Origin of the sequence: Alteromonas macleodii (assembly GCF_903772925.1) — a bacterium.
GTDB classification, from domain to species: Bacteria; Pseudomonadota; Gammaproteobacteria; order Enterobacterales; family Alteromonadaceae; genus Alteromonas; species Alteromonas macleodii_A.
The window spans coordinates 3,758,851-3,783,126 of the sequence record NZ_LR812090.1; the positions used below are offsets into that span (position 1 = coordinate 3,758,851).

At 43.1% G+C, this 24,276-nt stretch carries 14 protein-coding genes and 1 pseudogene; 7 read left to right on the forward strand and 8 right to left on the reverse strand.

Annotated features, from left to right (window positions below):
- Window positions 1-445: 445 nt before the first annotated feature.
- The 6 genes from PCAR9_RS16170 to PCAR9_RS16195 all read left to right on the forward strand — a co-directional run bounded on the left by PCAR9_RS16170 (window position 446) and on the right by PCAR9_RS16195 (window position 13,054).
- On the forward strand, window positions 446-3,394 hold the full coding sequence (locus PCAR9_RS16170) for a TonB-dependent receptor (RefSeq protein WP_179984498.1): 2,949 nt from the start codon (window positions 446-448) through the stop codon (window positions 3,392-3,394).
- 88 nt (window positions 3,395-3,482) lie between these two features.
- Window positions 3,483-4,574 carry a polysaccharide lyase family 7 protein gene (locus PCAR9_RS16175; RefSeq protein ID WP_179984499.1) on the forward strand — a complete coding sequence of 364 codons (1,092 nt, stop codon included), beginning with the start codon at window positions 3,483-3,485 and terminating at the stop codon, window positions 4,572-4,574.
- Window positions 4,575-4,616: 42 nt separating this feature from the next.
- Window positions 4,617-5,648, forward strand: coding sequence for a substrate-binding domain-containing protein (locus PCAR9_RS16180; protein ID WP_179984500.1), 1,032 nt, complete (start codon window positions 4,617-4,619; stop codon window positions 5,646-5,648).
- Between the two features lie 315 nt (window positions 5,649-5,963).
- Window positions 5,964-6,896, forward strand: coding sequence for an AEC family transporter (locus tag PCAR9_RS16185; RefSeq protein WP_179984501.1), 933 nt, complete (start codon window positions 5,964-5,966; stop codon window positions 6,894-6,896).
- A 294-nt stretch (window positions 6,897-7,190) separates the two neighbouring features.
- The gene (locus PCAR9_RS16190) at window positions 7,191-9,431 is read left to right on the forward strand and encodes an alginate lyase family protein (protein ID WP_179984502.1); all 2,241 of its coding nucleotides are present in this window, start codon (window positions 7,191-7,193) and stop codon (window positions 9,429-9,431) included.
- A 455-nt stretch (window positions 9,432-9,886) separates the two neighbouring features.
- On the forward strand, window positions 9,887-13,054 hold the full coding sequence (locus PCAR9_RS16195; RefSeq protein WP_179984503.1) for a bifunctional diguanylate cyclase/phosphodiesterase: 3,168 nt from the start codon (window positions 9,887-9,889) through the stop codon (window positions 13,052-13,054).
- Between the two features lie 43 nt (window positions 13,055-13,097).
- Here PCAR9_RS16195 and PCAR9_RS16200 read toward each other — a convergent pair whose 3' ends face one another.
- The 6 genes and pseudogenes from PCAR9_RS16200 to PCAR9_RS16225 all read right to left on the reverse strand — a co-directional run bounded on the left by PCAR9_RS16200 (window position 13,098) and on the right by PCAR9_RS16225 (window position 19,590).
- Complete coding sequence (locus PCAR9_RS16200) at window positions 13,098-13,793, reverse strand: HAD family hydrolase (protein ID WP_179984504.1); 696 nt, start codon at window positions 13,791-13,793, stop codon at window positions 13,098-13,100.
- A gap of 225 nt (window positions 13,794-14,018) precedes the next feature.
- Window positions 14,019-15,059, reverse strand: coding sequence for an ABC transporter ATP-binding protein (locus PCAR9_RS16205; RefSeq protein WP_179984505.1), 1,041 nt, complete (start codon window positions 15,057-15,059; stop codon window positions 14,019-14,021).
- A gap of 12 nt (window positions 15,060-15,071) precedes the next feature.
- A complete protein-coding gene (locus PCAR9_RS16210; RefSeq protein WP_071959882.1) occupies window positions 15,072-15,902 on the reverse strand; it encodes a carbohydrate ABC transporter permease in 831 nt (276 codons plus the stop codon).
- A 3-nt stretch (window positions 15,903-15,905) separates the two neighbouring features.
- Window positions 15,906-16,778 carry a carbohydrate ABC transporter permease gene (locus PCAR9_RS16215; protein ID WP_179984506.1) on the reverse strand — a complete coding sequence of 291 codons (873 nt, stop codon included), beginning with the start codon at window positions 16,776-16,778 and terminating at the stop codon, window positions 15,906-15,908.
- Between the two features lie 67 nt (window positions 16,779-16,845).
- Window positions 16,846-18,153 carry an ABC transporter substrate-binding protein gene (locus PCAR9_RS16220; protein WP_179984507.1) on the reverse strand — a complete coding sequence of 436 codons (1,308 nt, stop codon included), beginning with the start codon at window positions 18,151-18,153 and terminating at the stop codon, window positions 16,846-16,848.
- 162 nt (window positions 18,154-18,315) lie between these two features.
- Window positions 18,316-19,590: pseudogene (locus PCAR9_RS16225) on the reverse strand (hypothetical protein).
- Window positions 19,591-20,257: 667 nt separating this feature from the next.
- Between PCAR9_RS16225 and PCAR9_RS16230 the strand changes: the two are divergent.
- Window positions 20,258-21,286, forward strand: a complete 1,029-nt coding sequence (locus tag PCAR9_RS16230) for an alpha/beta fold hydrolase (protein ID WP_232091234.1) — start codon at window positions 20,258-20,260, stop codon at window positions 21,284-21,286.
- A gap of 118 nt (window positions 21,287-21,404) precedes the next feature.
- Here the strand turns inward: PCAR9_RS16230 and PCAR9_RS16235 are convergent, their stop codons facing one another.
- Together PCAR9_RS16235 and PCAR9_RS16240 are read right to left on the reverse strand one after the other, a co-directional pair.
- A complete protein-coding gene (locus PCAR9_RS16235; protein WP_179984508.1) occupies window positions 21,405-22,676 on the reverse strand; it encodes a beta-propeller fold lactonase family protein in 1,272 nt (423 codons plus the stop codon).
- 282 nt (window positions 22,677-22,958) lie between these two features.
- Window positions 22,959-24,275: a methyl-accepting chemotaxis protein gene (locus PCAR9_RS16240; protein WP_179984509.1), complete on the reverse strand. Its 1,317-nt coding sequence runs from the start codon at window positions 24,273-24,275 to the stop codon at window positions 22,959-22,961.
- Window position 24,276: the final 1 nt, after the last annotated feature.

Here is a 24,276-nt window from a genome sequence, read left to right on the forward strand (position 1 = left end):
TTCAAATTAACACAGCAATATGCCATGTCAACAAAATAGAAACACAAAAATAACATTTTAAAAATGCAAAGAAGTGATACGAAAAATAAAAATAAGCTTAAATTTCATATATTTATATTAGGCCTTCAAACAAGTTTAAGAGGAAAACAGCCTTATACTTTTGGCTAAAGCAGTGTCTTTTAATGCTTTAGAACGAAAATAAAAGCATGTAAATCATATATTTACCCATTAAACGCCCAGTAAGAAAGAAAATTATTCGGTGAAAAAGAAAGAATAATGTTGACTAAATTAAACTAAAGTGTAACTTTAATGTAAACATCCTGCCAGGCGGGATTTTTTATTAACATAAAACTAAACCGGTTTAGTTAACAAAAGAAAACTTCACATGAAATTTTTAATTCGGGGTTTGTGAGGTATAAAGCGGACCAGCTTTCGGAGAAGCGAAATGAATAATAAATTATCTAAACTCACTATTGCCATTCTATCTGCCTCTAGCGTGGGCTTTGCATCACAGGGGCTTGCTCAAGAAAATCAAGAGCTTGAACAAGCCGATGACGTTGAAGTTATAGAAGTACGAGGCATTGCCAGTAGTATTGCCGAGTCAGCCCGTCTTAAACGATACGACTCTCGCATTGTAGACGCCATTGTTGCCGAGGATATCGGAAAACTACCAGACAACAACATAGCCGAAGCACTGCAACGTATCACTGGTGTTTCTATTAGTCGAGAATTCGGTGTGGGCGAGTCTGTCACCATACGAGGCATCTCACAAAACAGAGTGGAACTAAACGGCCGTTCAACTTCAGGCAGCGGTCGAGGTGGTATTAGTTTAGATGATTTTCCGTCGAGTTTTCTGAAAACCGTTGAAGTGGTGAAGTCCCCTACTCCAGAGATGATTGAGGGTGCGTTAGGTGGAACCATAAACATGACTACGGTCAGACCGCTAGAGCTTAATGAACCTCTTGTGGCTTTCACCCTCGATGGAGAGTACGCCGACAAAGCGGAAAACTGGGCACCTATATTCTCTGGTGCTGCTGGCACCAATTGGGATTTAGGTGATGCAGGTACCTTTGGCGCTTCCGTGGTTATGTCATATCAGGACCGTACTTTAAGAAGGGACGAATTTTTCAACCTTGTAACGCCTACCGAACTGGATCTAGATGGCGACGGTACAAGTGATCAAGCGAATACTCCTAGCGGAAATTACCTTGTACGCAGCCAAAATACTGTAGAGCAAAAAACGGAGCAGCGAGAGCGAACCGCTTACGGCCTTTCGTTGCAGTGGGCGCCTAAAGATACCGATGCATTTGTTTATTTAGACATTAACACCACCGAGCTTGATGGTGGGCAGGAAGCCTATTCTGTACTTAACGATAGTAAGGACTATAGCGACCTGATCCTTGATAACGCTTATGGTGATGCGGAAGGACAACTCAATGACTTTGGTTCAGGTAGTGTATTTGTCCAACCTAAAACTTGGGCTGACTTTACTACCAATGAGACTTCTTCTAACGCACTTGGCGGGGAATGGTTTGTTACGGATAAGCTTAAAATATCAGGTGAAATTGCTTATACAAAATCTGAAAGTTTGCGAACGAATTCAGAATTTAACCTACGTCCAATATCTAGAGCGCAATACGAGGAAGACGGTACCGTTACAGAGCACCTGTTTACCCTGACAATGACAGGTGATGGCTCGCAAGTGCCTGGCATCGCTTTTTCAGATCCTGACGCGTTATTAAACCCAGATAACCTTGCTATAAGACAGTTCACACACCAACGCTACTACGAAGAAAACGAGGAAACCGCCGTCCGCTTTGACGTAGAGTACCTTGAGCCCATTCCAAGTTTTAGCTTTTTAACCAAAATAAAAGCCGGTGTGCGCGCAACAGACAGAGATTATGAGCTAGACCGATACGACCTGCGAACCAATGGTAGTGAACTGAAAAACCTACAAACTAGTGTTACATACGATGGTGTACTTCGACCAACTTGGGTAGATGAATTTAATGAATCATTTGGCGGCTTTAAAGAAGTTAACCATAGTAATTCGTTCGATCAATCCGGTATTTCGGGTAACAATGCTCTTACCCATTACTACGTGTACGATGGTGCAGCGCTTGCCTATGATATAGACGGCACCTATGCCCGTGTACAACAAATGCTTGAGGGGAGTAACTATGAACTCGTCGGCAGTCTTGACGATAACATGGTTCGCAACACTGGCTCTTACGCACAAATTAACGAAGAAACGCAAGCGCTGTATACACAGTTTCATTTAGATTTCGACAAACTGACAGCGGTAGTGGGTGCAAGGTATGTCAAAACAGACCTCGTTTCGAATACGTTTGATCAAAGTGGCGAGTACGATTATTCAGACTTTCTGCCAAGCTTAAATGCCACGTATTCACTAACAGATGAAACTATTCTTCGCTTTGCGGCCGCAAAAGTGATGAGGCGACCTGAATTTGGCGAGTTAAGTCCAGCGCTTAATGTCGACAACTCATTAGTAACAGGTACGCAAGGCTCTTATCAGTTAGACCCCTATCGCGTTACTCAATATGATTTTTCAGCGGAACACTACTTTGGTGACGGCGGTATGGTGTCTGCGGCTATCTTTTACAAAGATGTTAAATCCTTCACCAAAGATGTTAAATCCTTCACCGTTGCTAGCAGTTCATGTCAAGCAGACCCGAACACGATAGAAGGGCAAAACGTCACTGAGTATGTAAACGTATGCTTGCTTGATACCGCGGGTGTTAGCCAAGCCGATGTGAACTACGTAACGGGCGACCAAGACCTTGCCTATGTTGAAGCTCAGCGTGATGCAGGACTAACAGGTATTGTTATAGATACTGACGTAAACGGCGGAAGTGGTGAAGTTACAGGTATCGAACTTGCCTACCAGCAACAGTTCAGCTTTTTACCTGGTATGTGGTCTGGGCTTGGCATAAGCACCAACTACACTTACGCAGATAGCGAACAGCCCGACGGTAACCCTTTGTTAGATATTTCTAACAATACATTCAATGGGCAAATTTATTGGGAACACGCCGGCTTCCAAGTTCGTCTTGCTTACAACTGGCGTGACAAATATCTAGACTCTCAGGATGAAAAACGCGTTCGTCCAGTTGGCGCATTAGCCACAGGTATTTACAACAGAACTAACCCTGACGAACCTTTCTTCGATCCGACATTGGGCAATAATTACCGTGAAGCTAGAGGTCAATTCGACTTCTCAGCGAGCTACGACATAAACGAAAACATAACGTTAGTCGCCAATGCGGTGAACTTAACAGCAGAACCCATTACTCAAGTAACAGAGCTGGGCAGTATTTGGCAGTACAGTGAAGCAGACCGTCGTTTCACATTCGGAGTAAGAGGCCGCTGGTAAGAAGCGCGCCACCTTTATTAGGCGCTGTAGCCTGCTGCAGCGCTAATTTCTCTCTCCCAATCTATAACAAACACCCTAGGTTAATTCTATGAAAATAAGAACGCCATTGGTTGCGGCTAACATACTTATTACTTTCACTATTGTGGGCTGCAATGGCAACGCACTATCTGAAGACAAAGGGGGTTCCGACCGAGTACCCGGTGATAAATTCGATTTGAGTGGTTGGAATATTATGCTTCCCGTTGATGAAGACGGTGATGGTGCTGCAGATCGAGTTAACAATGACGCACTCAAACATTATCAGCACGATACATTCTTCTACTTAGATAACAATGACAATATGGTATTTGTGGCCCCTAACAAAGGCTTCACGTCACCCACTTCAACAAACACACGTAGTGAACTTAGACAAATTTATACCAGCGAAAATGGGCAAGTTCCAAGTTATGAAAGCCCTAGTAATTACTTCGCGTTAACCTCCACACCGAATAGTGAAAACTTTGCTGCTATAGGCGGGCGAATGCAAGCCACACTAAAAGTTAATCACGTGTCGTTAAACGCAAAGTATGCCGATAAACCACCCGCCTATTCCGTGGTAGTGGGCCAGATCCATGCTGCAAAATTAAATGATGAAAAATCGGAAGACGCTGGCTTTGGTTGGGGTAATGAGCCTCTAAAAATTTACTACAAAAAGTACCCTAACCACGAAACAGGAACCGTTTTCTGGAATTACGAGAGGAATCTTCCTGAGAGCCATCCAGAGCGTATTGATATTGCTTATCCGGTATGGGGAGATGGATGGAACGATGACACTGACCCTGGCAGCGAAGGCATAGCCTTAGGTGAATCGTTTAGCTATGAGATTAATGTTTATGGCGATACCATGTACCTTACGTTTTCAGCTGCAAATCACCCCACAGTGAAACACCAAATAAACTTGGCAGATAACGTAGATGCTAAAGGAAGTGTTGATAAGCACGACGACCCTATTGGATACAAAAACGACTGGTTGTTTTTCAAAGTTGGGGCGTATAACCAATGCAGCACAAAGGATGCGCCAACGTTTCGCTACCCTGCATGCCCCGGCACAGGAAATTGGGAGCTAGATAAAAAAGCAGGTAACTATACCAGTGTTTCATTTTCTTCTTTACAATTAGGCGACGCGGTAGCGCCTAAGTAATGCGGAAAACTATTTGTTACGTAAGCAGTTAGAGAACATAAAATGAATAAAAACAAAGTAAGACTCGTAGACGTTGCGACAAAAGCAGGCGTTTCAAAAAGTACCGCATCTCAATTTTTAAACGGTCGCTTCGATTTCATGTCGTTAGATACCCGCCTTCGTTTGCAAAAAGCAGTCGAGGAATTAAATTATGTACCTAACAATATTGCGCGTAGTTTAAAAACCAATAAAACCCGAACACTGGGCGTGATTGTTCGCGATATCGCAAGTTATTACACAAGCCAAGCGATACGAGGAATGGACGATTACTGCAAAAAGCATGGCTACGATCTGTTTATTTATAACTCTGACTTCGATCCAGCTACAGAGAAAAGTGCGCTAACGACACTATGCCAGCTTAATGTCGATGGCGTTATTATTGCGTCCTGTGGTAACAATGCGAAGCTAATCGAAGATATTTCCAACAATACTGTTCCTGTAGTTCAGTTTCAGCTTGAGCATGATGATTGCGATACGGGTATTGTTGTTGCTGATTACAAACGATCATCGTTCGAGGCTACCGAGTATCTTATCGAACTAGGCCATAAGAATATTTGCTTTGTCACTCAACAGTTTGAAACAGTAAAGTCTCGCCATGAGAAATATCAGGGCTTCGTGGACGCTCACAACAAACACAACCTACCGGTTAAAGAAGAGCTAATCCTCCATTGGAGCAGAACTAAAGGGCTAGCCGCATCGCCGGTAGAGCTTCTTAAATCCGAATTAGCCCCTACCGCTTTTTTCACTCAACAAATTGCCATTACCGTTGATGTGTTAAAGGCGCTAGAACAAGCAAACATTAATATTCCAGGCGACGTCTCTTTATTAGGTTTTGAAGAAATACCTATGGCAGAATTTTTCAGAGTTCCGGTAACCGTGGTAAGACAGCAACCGTATGAAATAGGCAGTGAAGCAGCGAGTATGCTATTGAACAAGATAAAAAGCGGAAAGGCCTTTAACACCCGTACCCTAGTTCCCTGTGAACTCGTACTGAGAGAATCTTGCTCTACAGCAAAAAGCACAATACAGCTTTAAGGAGTAGATACTGCCGCTCTTTCGTTCCACAGCACCACCTTGTTTCGCCCGTGAGCTTTTGCTAGATACAACACAAGGCTCAACGAAATACTGGTCAATTATTGCTGGTATTAACTTACGCCACGCTTATCAGAATGTATTGCGTACAGGTTTGCCAATCAGCACCAGATAAAGCTACTTTTTCTCTGAGGTATTACCAATTTACTTTATGCATAAGAGCATAAACTTGGCATACTATGGCTCTTTCTTCCTATTCAAAAAGCAGCAATCTACTGTTTTGTTTCGCAAATTTACTCAAAGGCGTTAGTTCTTTTTATGCTTAGCTTTATTACCAGTACGCTTATTCCTGTATTGATCCTTCTTTTGATGGGATGGCTTTTCTTTCGTATTAGGTGGCTGAATGAAGGCTTTATAGAGGCTGGGTCAAAGCTGGTATTTAACGTTGCGCTTCCTGCTCTACTGTTCTTATCAATCGCCAGAGCTGACTTTTCCAAAGCCGCAAATCTATCCCTTATGAGCGTGGGAGTGATAGGAACACTTATCGTATTTGCAGCGCTTATGGTTATTTCACATTTGACAGTACATCCGTATAAAGCCAGAGGTGTAGTTGTTCAGGGCGGCTTTCGAGCCAATATGGGTATTATCGGCTTAGCCTATTGCGCTAACACCTATGGGCAAGAGGGCCTAGCTGTAGCGTCTGTCTACATGGGGTGTATTACCATCTTATTTAATGTACTTTCAGTTTTTGTTCTTAACTTTTACCAAGGTACTTCGCGCTCCTTAATGGGCCAAGTTACCGGCATGGCGAAAAACCCGTTGATCTTATCAATTGCCGCAGCCCTGCCCTTTTCATACTTTGAATGGCAACTTCCAGATACCCTAGTGAAAACAGGGGAATACTTCGCACAGCTTACCCTGCCTCTTGCCCTTATATGCACAGGCGCCTCACTACAGTTCCGCTCTTTTTCCAGTGACTGGTTTAATATTGTACTTAGCACTACCAGTAAATGCGTAGTCTATCCCTTTGTATTGGTTGTTCTTGCCTATGCACTTGGCTTTAAAGGAATGGAACTAGGCATTGTTCTCCTCTTAGCTATCTCACCTACTGCTGCAGCAAGCTATGTAATGGTTAGAAACTTAGGCGGGGATTATCGCTTAGCGGCAAGCATAATCGCAGTAAGCACATTGGTGTCTTTACCTATTACCGCCCTGGCTTTTGGAATACTTAGCAAATTGCAGCTTGTGTGATGAATAAGCGTTGGCACTAGCACTATTTCATAAGCTCTATTTCGCAACAGTCTTTTTCATAGTTGTTCGCGTCGATAGAAGAGCATCAATTCTAACGAGCTGACCGCCCCAAACCTGTCTGACCAATTAAAAAATAAAATTTACCAAAAGATTTAATTGGTCTACTCCATTCTCCTTTAACTTCTGTTATTGTGTTTATTACAAATTGTCATTTTTAAATAACAACATTTTTACCCTACAACCGTTGTTGCCTGTTTTCATCAATGGCTATTTGATAACAAGGAAATAAATACAATGAACATCAAAAAATTTAGCCTTACCATGCTAGCTGTTGGTATCAGCCTGTCGTCTTTTGCTAGCGAAGCAAAAGGTCATCCTAACCTTATTCTTACCGAGCCTGGCGTAGAAAGAATGAGAGAAAACTTGGGTGAAGTTCCTCTGTTTGATAAAAGTTTGGCAACCGTTAAGCAAGAAGTAGATGCCGAAATTGCAATGGGTATCGATACGCCTATTCCAAAGGATTTCTCAGGTGGTTATACCCACCAGCGCCATAAACAAAACTTCTTTATTGCGCAAAAAGCTGGCGTTCTTTATCAAGTGTTAGAAGATGAAAAGTACGCCAAATATATTCGTGACATGTTGTTTCAATATGAAGCCATGTACAAAGACTTACCCCTTCACCCGCAAGAGCGCTCATATTCGCGGGGTAAATTATTCTGGCAATGCCTAAACGACAGCAATTGGCTGGTTTACATGAGCCAAGCCTATGATGCCATCTATGATTATCTTTCTGCTGATGAACGCAAAACACTTGAGGACAATTTATTCCGTCCGTTTGCCGATTTCATTTCATTAGAAAACCCACAATTTTTTAACCGCGTACATAACCACAGTACTTGGGGCATTGCTGCTGTAGGCATGATTGGTCTGGTTATGAACGATGAAGAGCTTATTCAACGCGCGCTTTATGGTATTGAAGACGATGGCTTAGAAGTAGGTGGTAAAGACAACGATGGCGGCACGATTAAAGTAGAAGGTCAGCGTAAGGGCTTTTTCGCTAATTTAGAAGAGCCTTTTTCTCCTGATGGCTACTATACCGAAGGCCCGTACTATCAGCGCTATGCAATGTATCCTTTTCTAATACTTGCGCTGGCAATGGAGAACAATCGTCCAGACTTAAAAGTGCTACAGCACAAAGACAATGTGTTGTTAAAAGGTATCGATGCGCTTCTTAATTTGTCTGACGCAGATGGCGAATTCTTCCCGCTTAACGATGCACAAAAAGGCATGTCTTATAAAAAAGCCTCTTTAGTTACCGCTGTGGATCTCGCGTACTTTTACGGAGAGAAAGATCCCCGCTTGTTAAGCGTGGTAGAAAAGCAAGGACAAGTACTTCTTCAAGAGTCGGGGCTTGAAGCCGCTATTGATATTCGAGATGGCAAAGCGGTTCCTTTTGTAAAGTCTTCCGTAAATTTAAGTGATGGCCCTAACGGTGACCAAGGCGGTGTAGGTATTTTGCGTTATGGCAATGAAGATCTAACCCTGGTGTTTAAATATGCCGCGCAGGGTCTGAGTCACGGTCATTACGATAAGTTATCGTTCTCCTTATACGAAAAAGGCGAGGAAGTTCTGCAAGATTATGGCCTAGCTCGCTTTGTAAATATCGGTCAAAAAGGCGGTGGTAACTATCTAAAAGAAAATACCACGTGGGCTAAGACAACCATTGCACATAATACTTTATCAATAAATGGCACAAAGCATTTTGATGGTGAGTACGACGTTGCCAGCCAGCATCACTCAGAACTTTTCACTTTTAACGCAGAAGATGACAACGTAAAAGTGGTTAGTGCAACAGAAGAAAATGCCTACCCGGGCACGTTAATGCACCGCACCATGGCGGTAATCAAAGACGAAAACTTCGAAAAGCCGTTTGTACTAGACATTTTACGCGTTGATTCTGATAAGAAAAATCAATACGACCTGCCCTTCTATTACATGGGGCAGATAATTGATAAGAACTTTACTCACGAGTCACCTACCACGTTATCACCATTTGGTGAAGACAATGGCTATCAACATTTATTTGTAGAGGGCAAGGGTAACGCGAGTGAAGGTAACACTAAGTTCCAGTGGCTTCAGCATGGCAAGTATTATACGCTGACTACGGTTACCAACGCTGAAGACGAGGTGTATTTGACTCGCATTGGCGCGAACGATCCAGACTTCAATCTACGTCGCGACGCTGCTATTACGCTTAGACGAAATGACACTCAAGATACTTTGTTTGTTTCTGTCGTAGAACCTCATGGTTCATACAGCCCAGTGAGTGAATCGTCGATTAACTCAAGAAGCAGTATCAAAAACCTTGAGGTCGTTTTAGATAGCGACGCGTATACTGGTGTGCGTATTACCGACGTAAAGGGCGGTACACAGCTTTTTATTATTGCTAACAGCAGTAATAACAACAGTGCAAAACACAAAGTTGACATTAACGGTGAGAGCTTTAGCTGGGTTGGCCCTTACTTTTATAAGTAATATGTACTTTAAAATTACACTGATGTAACCCGAAACAAAGCCTCGCATGAGGCTTTGTTTGTTTTAAACCCTAGTTTTCTACTTTTATGTTTTTTCGCGTTTGAGATCAGCCCCGTGTATACCTGCCCGCGTAGATAATTGCCCACCCAGAAGATGCTGGTAAGTTTCCTAACGAAGCGTGGGAATGCTGGAATGGTATTACTTATCAATAGCACTCGCTAAGAAGGGATAGCTAATGGCTATATTTTTTTAAAGAAAGCCTGCACCTATAAAAGTTGAATCACCTTTACTTAAACTGATCATTTTATCTTTAATAACCGTTCTATAATATTTTTACTATACTGGCTCTAGCTGCTATTAACTGATCGCACATATAATTTTTTAGAAAGTTGTGAATGTCTAAAATCACTGATGTTCGCCAAACTACTCAGCTTAAATGGATTTAATCGAATTACATGTCACAACTTTTTCAGACGCTACAGGTAAGAGTTATTATTCTAATTTCAATGATTGCCATACCCGGCTTCATTGGCATATCTTACGACGCCTACGTGGAAAGAGAGCAAGCGATAAAAGCGGCAGTTAGCCAGGCAGTCAACACAACAAAAACACACTCTAAAATACAAGCCAACCTTATTGAGGAAACGCGACATTTTCTTAAAAACTTAGCGCAATTCGACGCAGTACAACAACCAAGTACAGAACAATGTAGCCGTTTTCTTGCTAACGTGCTCAAAGTAAACAGTAATTATGTCAATCTAGGTGTACCAAGGGCAGACGGTGAATTGTTATGTAATGCCCGAAAATTAAAACGTTCGGTAAACGTTTACGACCGACCTTATATACAACAAGCTATCGCAACCCGTAAATTCTCAATCAGTGAATTCCAAATAGACAGGGCTACGAATTTAACCAGTATTAATTTCGCCTACCCCGTCATAAACCCAAATCAAGGTAATTTAGTCGGTTTGGTTGTAGCTGTTATATCGCTCAACTGGTGGAACGAGATACTCTCTGAGTCTTACCTACCCGATAATACCGTTGCATTTATAACTGATAGTGAAAACAAAATATTAGCAGCATTCCCCGTTAGACAAGAACTGCTAGGCACATTGCTAGAAATAGAGGGAAAAGAAAAGGAAAATAAGAGCGAATATACGAACACATCATTAGATAATACTGTTTTTTTGAGTGAAGACCCCTACCAACGCGTTTATGTAACTCACCCGCTATTTGATGATGGGCAGCATATCAACATCACCATTGGTATTCCGCTGAAACACACGTTTGAAGCAATTGATACCAGGTTGATGACAACCACCCTTATATTAGCGTTAATCGTTTTGTTTTTCGTCGGTGTTTCAGTATGGCTAATACGAAAAAACGTTTTGATACCCATAAAAACGCTTTTGAAGTCGACTACAGCGTTGGCCGAAGGTAAAGAAGTTGATGAGACATCGACAAAGGGCAGTATAGAGCTAAGAAAACTTCAACTACGCTTTGCACAGATGGCTAGAACGCGCCTAGATGCTGAAAAACAACTTATTGATAGTCAAAATTCACTGCAGGAAAGTCGAGATATCTTAGCGAGTCATATTGAAAACACACCTTTAGGGTGCGTAACCTGGGATACTGACTTCATCTGCACTGATTGGAACAAATCGGCTGAATTGATCTTTGGCTATAGCAAGGAAGAAGCTATAGGTAAGCATGCCTCGGAGCTTGTGGTTCCAATTGAATTACGCCATGAAATAAATGACGTATTCGAAATACTAGTCGAGGGCAAAAAAACTGTTCGTAGAGTAAACGATAACCTCACTCGATTGCTCGAAACAATCACTTGCGAATGGTACAGCACCCCAATCTTGGACTTCTCTGGCAAAGTAATAAGCGTCGTTTCATTAGTTCAAGACATTACCGTAAACAAACGATTAGAAGACAAATTAAAACTATCAGCCAGCGTCTTCTCTCACGCCAGAGAAGGTATCTTTATTACCGATAGCGAATCGAACATTATTGATGTAAACAAAACCTTTGAAGAGATAACTGGCTACTCCCGAAGCGAAGTATTAGGCAATAAGCCCAGTATGTTTAAATCTGGAAAGCAGTCTAAGGAATTTTACGAGAACCTATGGAAGTCAATTATCAATGACGGTTATTGGGCGGGAGAAGTTTGGAACAAGAGAAAAAACCACGAAATATATGCTCAATTACTAACAGTTAGTGCTGTAAAAGACGATGACGGCACGGTTAAAAATTACATTGCTATTTTTAGCGATATCTCCGAGACAAAAGAACAGCAATATCGTCTTGAGCAGATGGCTCACTACGACATCTTAACTAACTTACCTAACCGCACTCTACTCGCTGAACGTTTGGATAGTGCACTTAGGCAATGTCAGACCGATAAACGCTACGCCGCTGTTGCTTTGCTTGATTTAGACGGGTTCAAAGAGATAAACGATACGTTTGGACACAGCGTGGGAGACGAGCTACTTATTACACTGGCTCACCGCTTCAAAAGCACGCTCAACCAGGGAGATACCATTTCCCGTTTTGGTGGAGATGAGTTTGTAGCAGTACTTACCAATTTAAAGCAAGCCCAAGACTTTAGGTCTACTGTAAAGAACATGCTCAAAGCAGCTTCAACCCCAGTTAAATATGGTGAAAATGAACTTAAAGTCTCAGCGAGCATTGGATTAACCGTCTACCCTACCGACGATACCGATGCCGAGCAGCTAATTAGACATGCAGACCAAGCTATGTATTTAGCGAAACAGAAAGGTAAAAACTGTTTCCACCTTTTCGATATCGAGTCAGAAGATGCGATTAAAACTCGCCACGAAACAGTTAAAAATATAGGCAGCGCTCTTAAAAACAATGAATTTGAACTTTACTACCAACCTAAAGTGAATATGCGTACGGGGGAAATCGTTGGCGCAGAAGCGCTGATTCGCTGGCAGCATTCAACCCGCGGGCTTCTTTCTCCGGCAGAGTTTTTACCCTTCATCGAAAATCATCCGCTTAGTATTGATGTTGGCGAATGGGTTATTGAACAGTCGTTGCGCCAGTACCACCAATGGAAACAATTGGGCATAGACATCAAAATTAGCGTGAATATTTCTGCATTGCAGATACAACAAAGAAACTTCCCTACTCGTTTAGAACATTTGCTTTCAAAAGTACCCGAAACACCACCTAAAGCCATCCAATTAGAAGTACTTGAAACCAGCAAGCTATCTAATATCAAAAAGGTGTCTGAGATTATGGAAGACTGTGTAAATCTCGGTGTAACCTTTGCTATTGATGATTTTGGAACGGGTTATTCGTCTTTAACTTACTTAAGACGCCTGCCCGCTGAGGTGATTAAAATAGACCAGTCATTCGTTCGCGATATGTTAGTAGACTTAGAAGATAAAACGATTGTTACTGGTGTAATAGCGCTGGCTAATTCATTTAACCGCAGTGTTATCGCTGAAGGTGTGGAAAGTGTTGCCCATGGAGCATCATTATTAGCACTAGGTTGTGAGCTCGCGCAGGGGTTCGGCATAGCACGCCCTATGCCCTCCAAAGCCCTACCTACTTGGGTGGAGCAATGGGAGACAAGGGAAGAGTGGAAATAAGCTTAAGAAGTACCTTCAATATTGTGAGGTATTAGTACTGAGCTTAGTTAAATGGTGTAAACAACGTTGGATAAAGACCAGGGAGCTCGCGCCAGTGCCCGATCACCGGTACGCCTTCAAATGCACTCGATACTCTCCCTTCTAAATGACTCGCCCCCGTGTATTTCACTACCAACATTCCGGCACTTAACGCACCTTCAATTCCTGCATCTGAATCCTCTATCACTAAACACTTTTCAGGTAGAACCCGCATTTTTTCAGCAGCAAGAAGAAAAATATCGGGCGCAGGTTTTCCCCGTGTTACCTCTGCGCTAGTAGTTACATATCCATTAAAAACCGTTTCTAGCGCCGTTGTTTTTAAAGAAAATGAGACCCGTTCAGGATGACTACTGGTCGCAATACATTTTCTTACTACAAGGCGCTGTAAGATAGTCTCTAGGCCAGGTGTGGGAATAAGCTCTTCAGCGAACACCGCTAGAAGCGCTGTTAAATAATCATCCCTAAACGCTACGGGGAGGCTGATATTAAAATCTTCGGCTATTTGCGCTTTTGCAGAATCATAACTCTTACCTAAAAAGTGCTTATCAAAGTAATCGTCATCTATTTTTACGCCAAGGTCATGCAGCATAGAAATCAGTACACGCTTGCACAAAATCTCGCTGTCAATAAGTACTCCATCACAGTCAAAAATAACCAACTCTATATCGGCATTTGTTACTGTTGGCTTTTTCTGCTCCATAATAATTCCTTGCTTAGTCTAACCATTTTTAGAAGGTATCTTTCATACCTTGCTACGATTACTGGCTAAATTGCGTTTTTAAAACGTTTTACTTTTGTAGTTTCTTTTAGCTAAGCGCTAATGCTTTAACTGCAAAGAAGTACACTATTAGTTAACGTTGGGAACCTAATAGTGTACTTGGGATGCACTCATTAAAGCCTTGCGTATCGCACTGCAGCAATGCCATTAAGCTGCCGAAGACGACGTTTTTTCACCCCAAGACAACTCGGGGATGGTTACGCCATCTTTGTCGAAGTGCATGATTTTCTCTTGCGCTGCCGTTAAATTAATTATGTCGCCGTAGGCCACTTTACAATCACCATCGGCTTTCACCGTTAATGTACCGACACCATCAACATGAACATGCAAAAAGGTTTCAGACCCTAAGTGCTCAATCACGCCAACTCTGCCAGTCCACAGCCCTTTTTCTTCGGTAATTCTAAAGTGCTCTGGGCGCACACCTAAGCTGCACGTCGGGTCACCTGCTTTGGTATCTACACTAATAAAGTTCATTTTTGGCGAACCGATAAAGCCTGCTACAAATTGATTTACTGGCTTTTGGTAAAGCTCCAAAGGCGTGCCTACCTGTTCAATAATGCCACCGTTGAATACTGCAATACGGTCTGCCATCGTCATGGCTTCAACTTGATCGTGGGTAACATAAATCATGGTCGTATCTAAGCTTTTATGAAGTTCAGATATTTCTAGGCGCATATTAACGCGAAGTGATGCATCTAGGTTCGACAGCGGCTCATCGAACAAGAACGCTGAAGGCTGACGTACTATAGCACGTCCGATAGCAACACGCTGGCGCTGACCGCCTGAAAGTTGACCCGGTTTGCGGTCAAGGTAATCGGTAAGGTTTAGCATTTTCGCCGCTTTTTCAATTTTCTGTTCAATAATTGCAGGGTCTACTTTCGCCTGTTTTAGCGGAAAAGCAATGTTGTTACGCACCGACATATGAGGGTAAAGGGCGTAAGACTGGAACACCATAGCCAACCCCCGCTGTGCTGGCGGCATGTCCGTCGCGTCCTGGTTATCAATCTCAATAGTACCGCTTGTTGTGTCTTCAAGGCCGGCAATCATGCGTAGTAACGTTGACTTACCACAACCCGACGGCCCAACAAACACAATGAATTCACCATCTCGAATTTCTAAATCCAGCGGCTTAATCACGTTAACGTCGCCGAAGCTCTTTGTAACTTGCTTTAAGGTAATACTTCCCATTTTGAAGTTCTCCTACTTAACTGCGCCGAAGCTTAAGCCGCGCACTAACTGTTTCTGACTAAACCAACCTAGGATAAGAATTGGCACCACGGCCATCACGGATGCAGCCGATAGTTTTGCGTAAAATAACCCCTCTGGGCTTGAGTAACTGGCAATAAATGCGGTTAAAGGCGCTGCGTTAGCTGCAGTAAGAATGAGGGTCCAAAATGCCTCATTCCACGCCAAAATAACGTTTAGTAGTAATGTTGAAGCAATTCCTGGCAGCGCTATTGGCAGCAGCACCTGGAAGATCTCTTGCTTTATTCCTGCGCCATCCATACGTGCCGCTTCCAAGATTTCATTCGGGATCTCTCTAAAGTAGGTATAAAGCATCCACACCATAATAGGCAGGTTGATAAGCGTCATTACAATGACCAAACCAATACGCGTATCTAATAATCCAAAATCGCGAAATAGCAGGTAAATAGGAATTAACACGCCTACCGGTGGAAGCATCTTGGTAGAAAGCATCCACATAAGTAGATTCTTTGTGCGCTTAGTTTGAACGAAGGCCATGGACCAAGCAGCTGGAATAGCAATAAGCAACCCAAGAAGACTAGCCCCAAGCGAAATCACAACTGAGTTCATGAAATGGTCGAAATAAGGAGACCGAGAAAGCACTTCAGCATAGTTCTCCAGAGTCCAATCGAACATAAACAAACTCGGTGAAGCGGAAATGGCCTCTGACTCAGTTTTAAAGCTTGTAATAATCGTCCAAAGAATGGGGAAGAAAATCATCCCGCTTACTGTCCACGCCGCAAGGGTGTAGATAAGTTTTGATTTATTCGTATCTTTAATCGCCATTACTTATCCCTCTAAGTTCTTGCCAATAAGGCGCATTAGGAAAATAGCGACTATGTTGGCAATAACCACTGCCACAATACCGCCTGCCGAACCACCGCCTACATCGAACTGCAAAAGCGATTGGGTATAAATAAGGTAAGTAATGTTGGTCGAAGAATATCCAGGGCCACCACTAGTCGTCACAAGAATTTCAGCGAAAATCGATAGTAAGAAAATCGTTTCAATTAGGATTACTGCCGTGACCGCACGAGAAAGGTGAGGCAACACAATATAAACGAACTTGCTCCATGGACCTGCACCATCAAGATCTGCCGCTTCTAGCTGCTCACGGTCAAGCGATTGAATAGCTGTGAGCAAAATCAGTGCTGCAAACGGTAGCCACTGCCACGACACAATGATGATGATTGACAGTAAAGGCAGCTCAGCAAAAAAGTCGATAGGCGTTACGCCAATAAACTCAGCAAAGTGGGCAAACAGACCATTCACTGGGTTCATAAACATGTTTTTCCATACCAGCGCGGATACCGTAGGCATAACGAAAAATGGCGCAAGTACCATAATACGTACGTAGTTTCGTCCCCATATTGCCTGGTCTAATAGAACCGCTAAGCCAACTCCGCCGCAAATGGTGATAAACAATACACCGCCAACAAGCAACAGGGTGTTAAAGAATGACTCGATAAACGCGGGGTCAGTTAAAAAGAACTCGTAGTTGAGAAAGCCGATGAATTCGTTATCGCCCGGCATAAGCAAGTTATAGTCTAATACCGAGAAATAAAGGGTCATGCATAAAGGCACGATCATCCATGCTAAAAGCAAAGAGACCGAAGGAAAAAGCATGATTTTGGCTAAAGTACGAGATTGTGTGGTCGCCATGACTAGCCCTCTTATAATTATTAAATGGGAAAGTGCAATAAAGCACTTTCCCTGTGGTTAACGCTGTTTATTTTGGGTAGCGCGCTTTGCGCATAGCGCGTTCAACTAAAAATTGTGAGCTTTGCAGTGCTTGATCTACCGTCATTCGGCCGGTTAACGCGGCGCTAAACTGCTGACCTACTGCGGTACCAATACCTTGGAACTCAGGAATTGCCACAAACTGAATACCTACATAGGGCACAGGCTCTACCGTTGGTTTTTTCGGGTCTGCAGAATTAATCGAATCTAGGGTAATTTGTGCAAACGGCGCGGCTTCTAAATAAGCGTCGTTCTCATACAATGAGGTACGTGTGCCCGGAGGGACATTCGCCCAACCTTTTTTATCTGCAACTAAGTTTGAATAGCCCTTTGATGTTGCCCAGCTGATGAACTTCATCGCCGCATCGGTTTTCTTACTGCTTGATGGAATAGCTAAAGTCCAAGCCCATAGCCAATTACCGCGTTTACCTAAACCGTTATCAGGAGCAAGCGCGAAGCCTACTTTGTCGGCAACTTCAGAGTCTTTTTCGTTAGTAACAAAGCCACCCGCTACGGTAGCGTCAATCCACATGCCGCATTTACCGGTTTGGAACAGTGCCAAGTTCTCGTTAAAACCATTGGCTGAAGCGCCTGGAGGGCCGTATTTTTCCATTACATCTACGTAGTACTCTAAGGTGTCTTTCCACGCTTTAGAATCGAACTGCGGCTTCCAATTTTCGTCGAACCAGCGAGCACCAAAAGAGTTAGACATTGACGTTAATAGCGCAATGTTTTCGCCCCACCCAGCTTTACCGCGAAGGCAAATGCCGTATACGCCGGCGTCTTTATCAGTCATTGCTGCAGCAGCTTCTTTGATAAAGCTCCATGTAGGTGCTTTCGGCATTTCTAAGCCAGCTTTTTCCATTAGGTCTGTGCGGTACATCACCATTGAACTTTCACCATAAAACGGTGCAGCATAAAGCTTGTCGTTTACGGAAAGGCCACTGCGAATAGCAGGTAATAAGTCGTCAATATCGTAATCGTCACCTAGCCCGTTAAGTTCGGTAAGCCAGCCTTGCTTGCCCCAAATTGGTACTTCATAGGTGCCAATTGTCATTACATCGTACTGCCCACCGCTAGTAGCAACGTCGGTAGTAACGCGCTGACGAAGAATGTTTTCTTCTAACGTTACCCATTTAAGGTCGATATCAGGGTGCTGCTTTTCAAACTCGCTGCTAAGCGACTTCATGGTGATCATGTCGCCATTGTTAACGGTAGCGATAGTGATAGTTTCTGCTTGCGCCGCCACGTTAATGGTTAGTGCGCTGGCTACAATTAAAGATAGTTTTTTTAACATCGGGTCTCTCCCCTTTGTACTCTTATCAGATATGACTTTCCCCTCCCCGCCCAAATTTGGTTAACGCGGGGATGAAAAAATCAGAGGTATTAAAGTAAGTTAGGTGGTTAGGCAGCGAAGCAATTCCGTACCTAACCTTTTGTGTTAAAACTTGGTTAGCGATTAAAACTTAACTGAAATTTCAGACGTTAAACCGTCGAATCCTGCGCCAATCTGACCGCCAGAGTTAACGCCTTCGTCTTGGTCTACGTATTCCACTTTCCAAAGGGTACGGTCGTTGATCCAATAACCCGCTGATACCTGTAAACGAGTAACTTCATTATCTGTTTGCTCAATAAGGTCTGACGTATTTTCAGATTCTGCATAACGTGCAGCAACATAGAGCTTCTCTGGAATAATGTACTGCTGCGCTTCTACCACCCAGTATTCAACTGACGAATCAGCTTCAATGACCTGGTTAGAATCGAACGTAGTACCTGTTGGGTCTAACACGCCTTCATTACCGAAGTAAGTGATACCTGCAACAGCATTACCTTCTACGTCTGCAAAGGTATAATCATCAGTTGCTTTACCTAGCATTAAAATAACGCTGGTTTGGTCACTTGGCTGATACGCTAAGGTAAGCTGCATAATTGATTGATTAAGCCCTGGTAGTGCACCTACGTGAGTATCACGTTCACTAGAGGCAGACGCAGAAAAGTTATAGTTTTCACCGTCACCAAAACGATAGTTGGTAGTGGTAACGCCATCTAAGCTGGCAAGACCGTTTTCGAATACAAGTTGCTCGCCTTGATTAGCATTGAAGAAGTTAAGTCCGGCTTTAAAGCCACCTTCAAATTCCAAGGTACCTTGCAAGCGGTAGTTGTAGCCGCGATCTTCCTGAAAAGCTTCACCAAAGCTTGACGTAGTCATGTGACCCGCCACATTGTATGAACGAAGAATGCCGTTATCGAATGTTTCGGTGTAGCTTAGCTGAATACCGTTTTCGGCAGTGGCGTAGTCGTTAATGCCGTTACCGATAAGTGCGTTACCTTGGTTGTCCGCACCGTCTTGGAAACCTTTAAATTGGAAAGGAGAAGCACCTATGTTGCCCACGCGTAAAATAAGGCTAGCGTTCTCTTTTTCATAACCAGTCAAACCAAGCATATCAAACTCGACACCAGCAAAATCTTGGTGGAATGAGAAGTCTCTGTCGCCATTATTACCGAAGTCATTAGGCTCTTCAGCGATATCAATATCGGCAGTTATGTTTTCGGTAATTTTGAACTAAAACATTAAGTTCACGCGAAGACGACCGAAGCCATCTGACTGAGTTTCATCTTCTGGACGAAACGCACCATCTTTGGCTTGGATAGCTTGATAATTCTGCATAGCTAAGAAGTTAACTTGCACTCGACCATCAAGAAATTCATTGGGTTCACTGGGTGGTACGTACATTGGCTTTTCTTGGCTAAGTTCTTGCGCCATACCTAACGTTGGCACAGTGGCAGCCATTACAGCGGCAGCGATCAGACTTAAAGATGCTCGTTTAGCGCACTGAGTTGATTGCGTCACGTGTTTCGTTGTGTCAAGTCCCATTATGAACCCTCTTTTATTCTTTGGTAATTGTGTGGAGTGTAATTTTTGAAGAGTCTTCGTATCTTGGAGAAATCGGGAAAAACATAACGGAAACCCAATTGCTCACACAAAGATCAAATGCTCAACATGTGAGAATATGACCACTGTTTGTTATCCCCGTCAACCAAAAATTTAACAAGTTTTTATCAATACATAGCAACAAAACTATAAATACATGATTTTAATGAATTTTGGTTTGTTAACTTTGATTGTAAATTTTCTAAATTTAATAAAAAGTAAAATCACTTTTTACACACCCTTACCTTTAAAGGCTATCAAAATGGTTATTTCTTATTACAAATAATGAACAAACAAAGCAAGGACAATCAAAAGAACATAGCAAGAGCATTTGCGCCATATTGAGATTATCGGGAAGCATCGCTAAATTTTGTACTGCTGTCGTATCTAGGCGAGGATGAGTGGGTAGATAAAAGCGGGTATGCCATACTGGGCTCGTTCCGCTCTTGAACCGGCCAGAAGGTGATTTATGCTCAAAAATGTAAAGGTATTGCTAATTCATGGCATGCTGACATTGTTACTCTTTTCAAATGTCTCTCTTGCACTGGGAACCGACGCCAACTCGCTAGCCCGTCCCACATTTGATAAACGCTTGAGCACGGTGGAATATCCATTCGATGTAAAAATGTTTAGCTTCTCTTCACAGGGAAACGACCTAGAAATGGCCTATATGTTTTTGCCTCCCAAAGAGGAAAAGCCTGTGGTAACGCTTTTTCATGGGAAAAATTTTAACGGAGCTTACTGGGAAAGTACGGCGCGTCTTCTGCAAAATCAGGGCTACGGCGTTCTTATTCCCGACCAAATAGGCTTTGGAAAATCGTCTAAACCTACCCAATATCAATACAGTTTTGCCACGCTTGCGAACAATACGCGACAATTAATGCAGTCTTTAAACATCGAGAAAAGTATTATTGTAGGGCACTCCATGGGCGGCATGTTAGCTACGCGATTTGCATTGCTTTCCCCCGACACAAGCGAAAGCCTTATTTTGATAAACCCCATAGGTTTAGAAAACTACTTGCTGTATGAAAGTTACACCGACATTGAAACGGTATACCAAAGTGAGCTTAAGAAAACGCCAGAAATGATCGTTAATTATCAAACAAAAAACTATTACGACGGTGCGTGGAACAACACTTATGCCGAGCATGCCGAGTTTTTACAAGGGTGGATAAACGGCCCAGATTGGGAAACACTAGCACGGGTTAATGCGCTGACCTACGATATGATATTTACGCAGCCGGTTATTGAAGAGTTTGATGATTTAGCCCTGCCAACTACACTAATATTAGGTACCCGTGATCGCACAGCGCCCGGACGTGCAAACAAACATGACAAGGTAAGTAGAGAATTAGGTCGTTACGACAAATTAGGCAAGGAAGTAAAATCCCGCAATTCAAACATCCATGTTGTTGAATTAGAAGGGTTAGGCCACTTGCCTCACATTGAAGCTTTTGAGCGCTTTAAGGTGCCATTTTTAGACGCATTGCATGACTAATTTCCGCGTAGTCATTTGTTTCTAAAAAACCGATAGTAAACTTCTGGGGCGCGTTTAGGTATTTCTCTTTGCCTTTGCGCCCAAATCCGGAAACGGTCATGACCGTCATATAAGGGCGTTATTTAACGCCCTGAAATACCAGCTTTTGCACTCGTCTACCGGTATTAACTTCGGTGGTGTAAAGGTTTCCTTCGCTATCGGTATCAATACTGTGTAGCCATATAAATTGGCCTGGATAGCGACCGTTTTTACCTATCGAACCTAGCTTTTCATGAGATTTTCTATCGTAAATCCAAATACGCCCGTTCATCATATCGGCAACGTACAAGTATTTACCATCGGGTGAAAATGCTACATCAGTTGCTGTACCTAGCCCCCCAGTTTCTGGTCGTACGGCAAAGTTTTTAACAAAGCGGATATCACCGCTTTTTTCCCGTTTAAATATTTGAAGGCGGTTGTTTCGACGGTCACATACATAAATAAATCCGTCGCGGTCTTGATTTATACAATGCACGATATTCCCAAATAATGGGTTTTCCGGATCTATCCCCTGCTTTTGCGGCTGGGTGGCTTGGGACTGATCAAAGTCTCCTTCGCGAGTGGGCCCTAATGGCTTTTCTCCATAAGCACCAAGCACATGAGTCGCCCTCTCTTTCTCCACATCAAAACTTGCAATGCGCGTATTAATATAGCCATCGGCAATCACTAATTCGTTGTGCTCAATGTCCATAAACATATCTGCGGGATTGCCCAGTGTATGCAAGTCCATATTGCCGTTGGTCTGCCCTCGCCTACCTATGCCTTTCACAAACTCGCCATCAAAAGTAAAACCCACAGACACATGGTCATCTTTGCCATTGCCAGCTAACCAAACCGTGTCATTCTCATCAACAAATAGCCCGTGTACGTTTACTGGCCATTGATTTACACCGTCTATCGTGGGTGCGTTGCTTTCGCCGCCCCATGCTGTAGCTACCTCACCATCGGGCGTAAAGCGAATAACATGGGGCGCTGGTTCACAACACACCGCGGTGGGTGGCGTTGCAACAAGCCCTGTATCAGTTTTGCCCAGAGAGTTGGGACGCTGCAATATCCAAACATGATCATATTTATCGATAGAAAGACCCGACACCTGCCCCAGCATCCAGGTTTCTGGCAACGATGGCCAGCTTGCATCAACGCTAAATTGCGGCATAGGCTTGTTAACTAACGGATAGGTTGTCATAGGGATAAGCGGCGTTTTATTTTCTGATAATGCAGCGCTTTTTACTGTTTCGGTACCCACTGATGGAGACATGGCTTGTGGCGGATTGGCAAAGGTTAAACTGCTAAAGAAAGATGCAGCAGTTAGTGCAGTAACACAAACAGCATTTGGATGTATTCTGGTCATAGGGCTTTCCATATAGGAATGATCGGCAAAGGGTAAACACGTCTAGCATGCTGCAAGTCCGCTAAGATAATTGCAATAAAAAGCGCCAACCTGTATGAGTTTTAAGCTAAATTGAAAAGCATTTTCACTCGTTGACTAGATGAAGAAAATTCATCCTACCTAGATAGGATGAATCCAATTTTCAAAAAATATCTTCTTCTAAAGAATAGAAGCACTTCTGTATTTAACGGAAGATACGTATTTCTAGGTCGCTAGCTATTATAAGGGCGACTAAAACGACGACTAATTTCCTAGGCGACTGGTAAACTGCCCTACCGCATCGACAACTTCTTTAGCCCCGCCTTGAATTTGCTCAATGACTTCACCCGCTTCTTTCGCGTAATTGAGCCCAGATTGCGCTTTTTCATCGCCTTCGTTAACAAGGTCTACCGCGTCCGTCGCTAGTGTCTGATTGTGCTTAACCACATTGATAATTTCTTCCGTGGCTTCTGTAGTACGCGACGCTAACTGGCGCACTTCGTCAGCAACAACGGCGAAACCGCGCCCTTGATCACCGGCACGTGCCGCCTCAATAGCTGCGTTTAAAGCAAGCAAGTTGGTCTGTTCAGCAATGGCGCTAATGCTGCCTATTATTGTGGCAATTTGTTGAGACTGAGCGTCTAAGGCGTTAATCCCTTCTTTTGCTCGGTCCATTTGCTGCGATAGTGAAGACATTTCAGAAAGTAATTCACGAATGACTTCTGTACCTCGTGACGCAATTTGATCGGTGTTGTTAGAAGAGTGGTAGGCGATGTCAGCTGCACTGGAAACCGCATTTTCGCGCGCTACTTGCTCAGTAATATCCGTAGCTAGTTTAACCACTTTATACATGCGACCGTGAGAGTCACAAATAGGGTTATAAGTAGCCTCTAACCAAAAGCTGTTGCCATGCGCATCAAAACGTTCAAAGCGACCTGCTACGAATTCGCCTCGGGCTAGGCGATCCCAAAAATTTTTGTATTCCATGGAATTAGCGTATTCAGTATCGCAGAATATTCTATGGTGCTTACCCTTTATGTCGTTCAAACTGTATTTAACGGTTTTCAAAAAGGCTTCATTAGCGTCTTGAATTACACCATTAAGATCGAACTCAATCGCTGCATTAGATTTGTGTAAAGCAGCGACTAAATCTTCGTGTTCTTTCGACTTAGCGATGGTGCGCGTAAGATCATTAAGGTTTACCGAGAATTTGTGTATCTTGCCATTAATATCGAAAATGGGCTCTACTACACCACGCAGCCACGCCTCATCTCCGTTTTCACGCACAAACTCTATTGCCCCCCAGTAGTGAACGCGCTGTTCAAGAGCATCTTTTAACTTTTTAAAATGAGGAGTGTTACGTGCAATTTCAGGAACAAATTCAAAGAAGCGTTTACCTTTCACTTGAGACAGAGAGTACCCTAGTTCCTCCTCGAACATCCCGTTGACCGCGTCTATTTCACCACGCTCGTTTAGGCGAAGAAAAATCATATCTTCACGTAACCCGTCTCGCACTTGCTTGAGTATGTGTAGTTCTTCTTTAAGTGCTTCGTTTTCTTTAACTAAGTGTTTATTGAACATG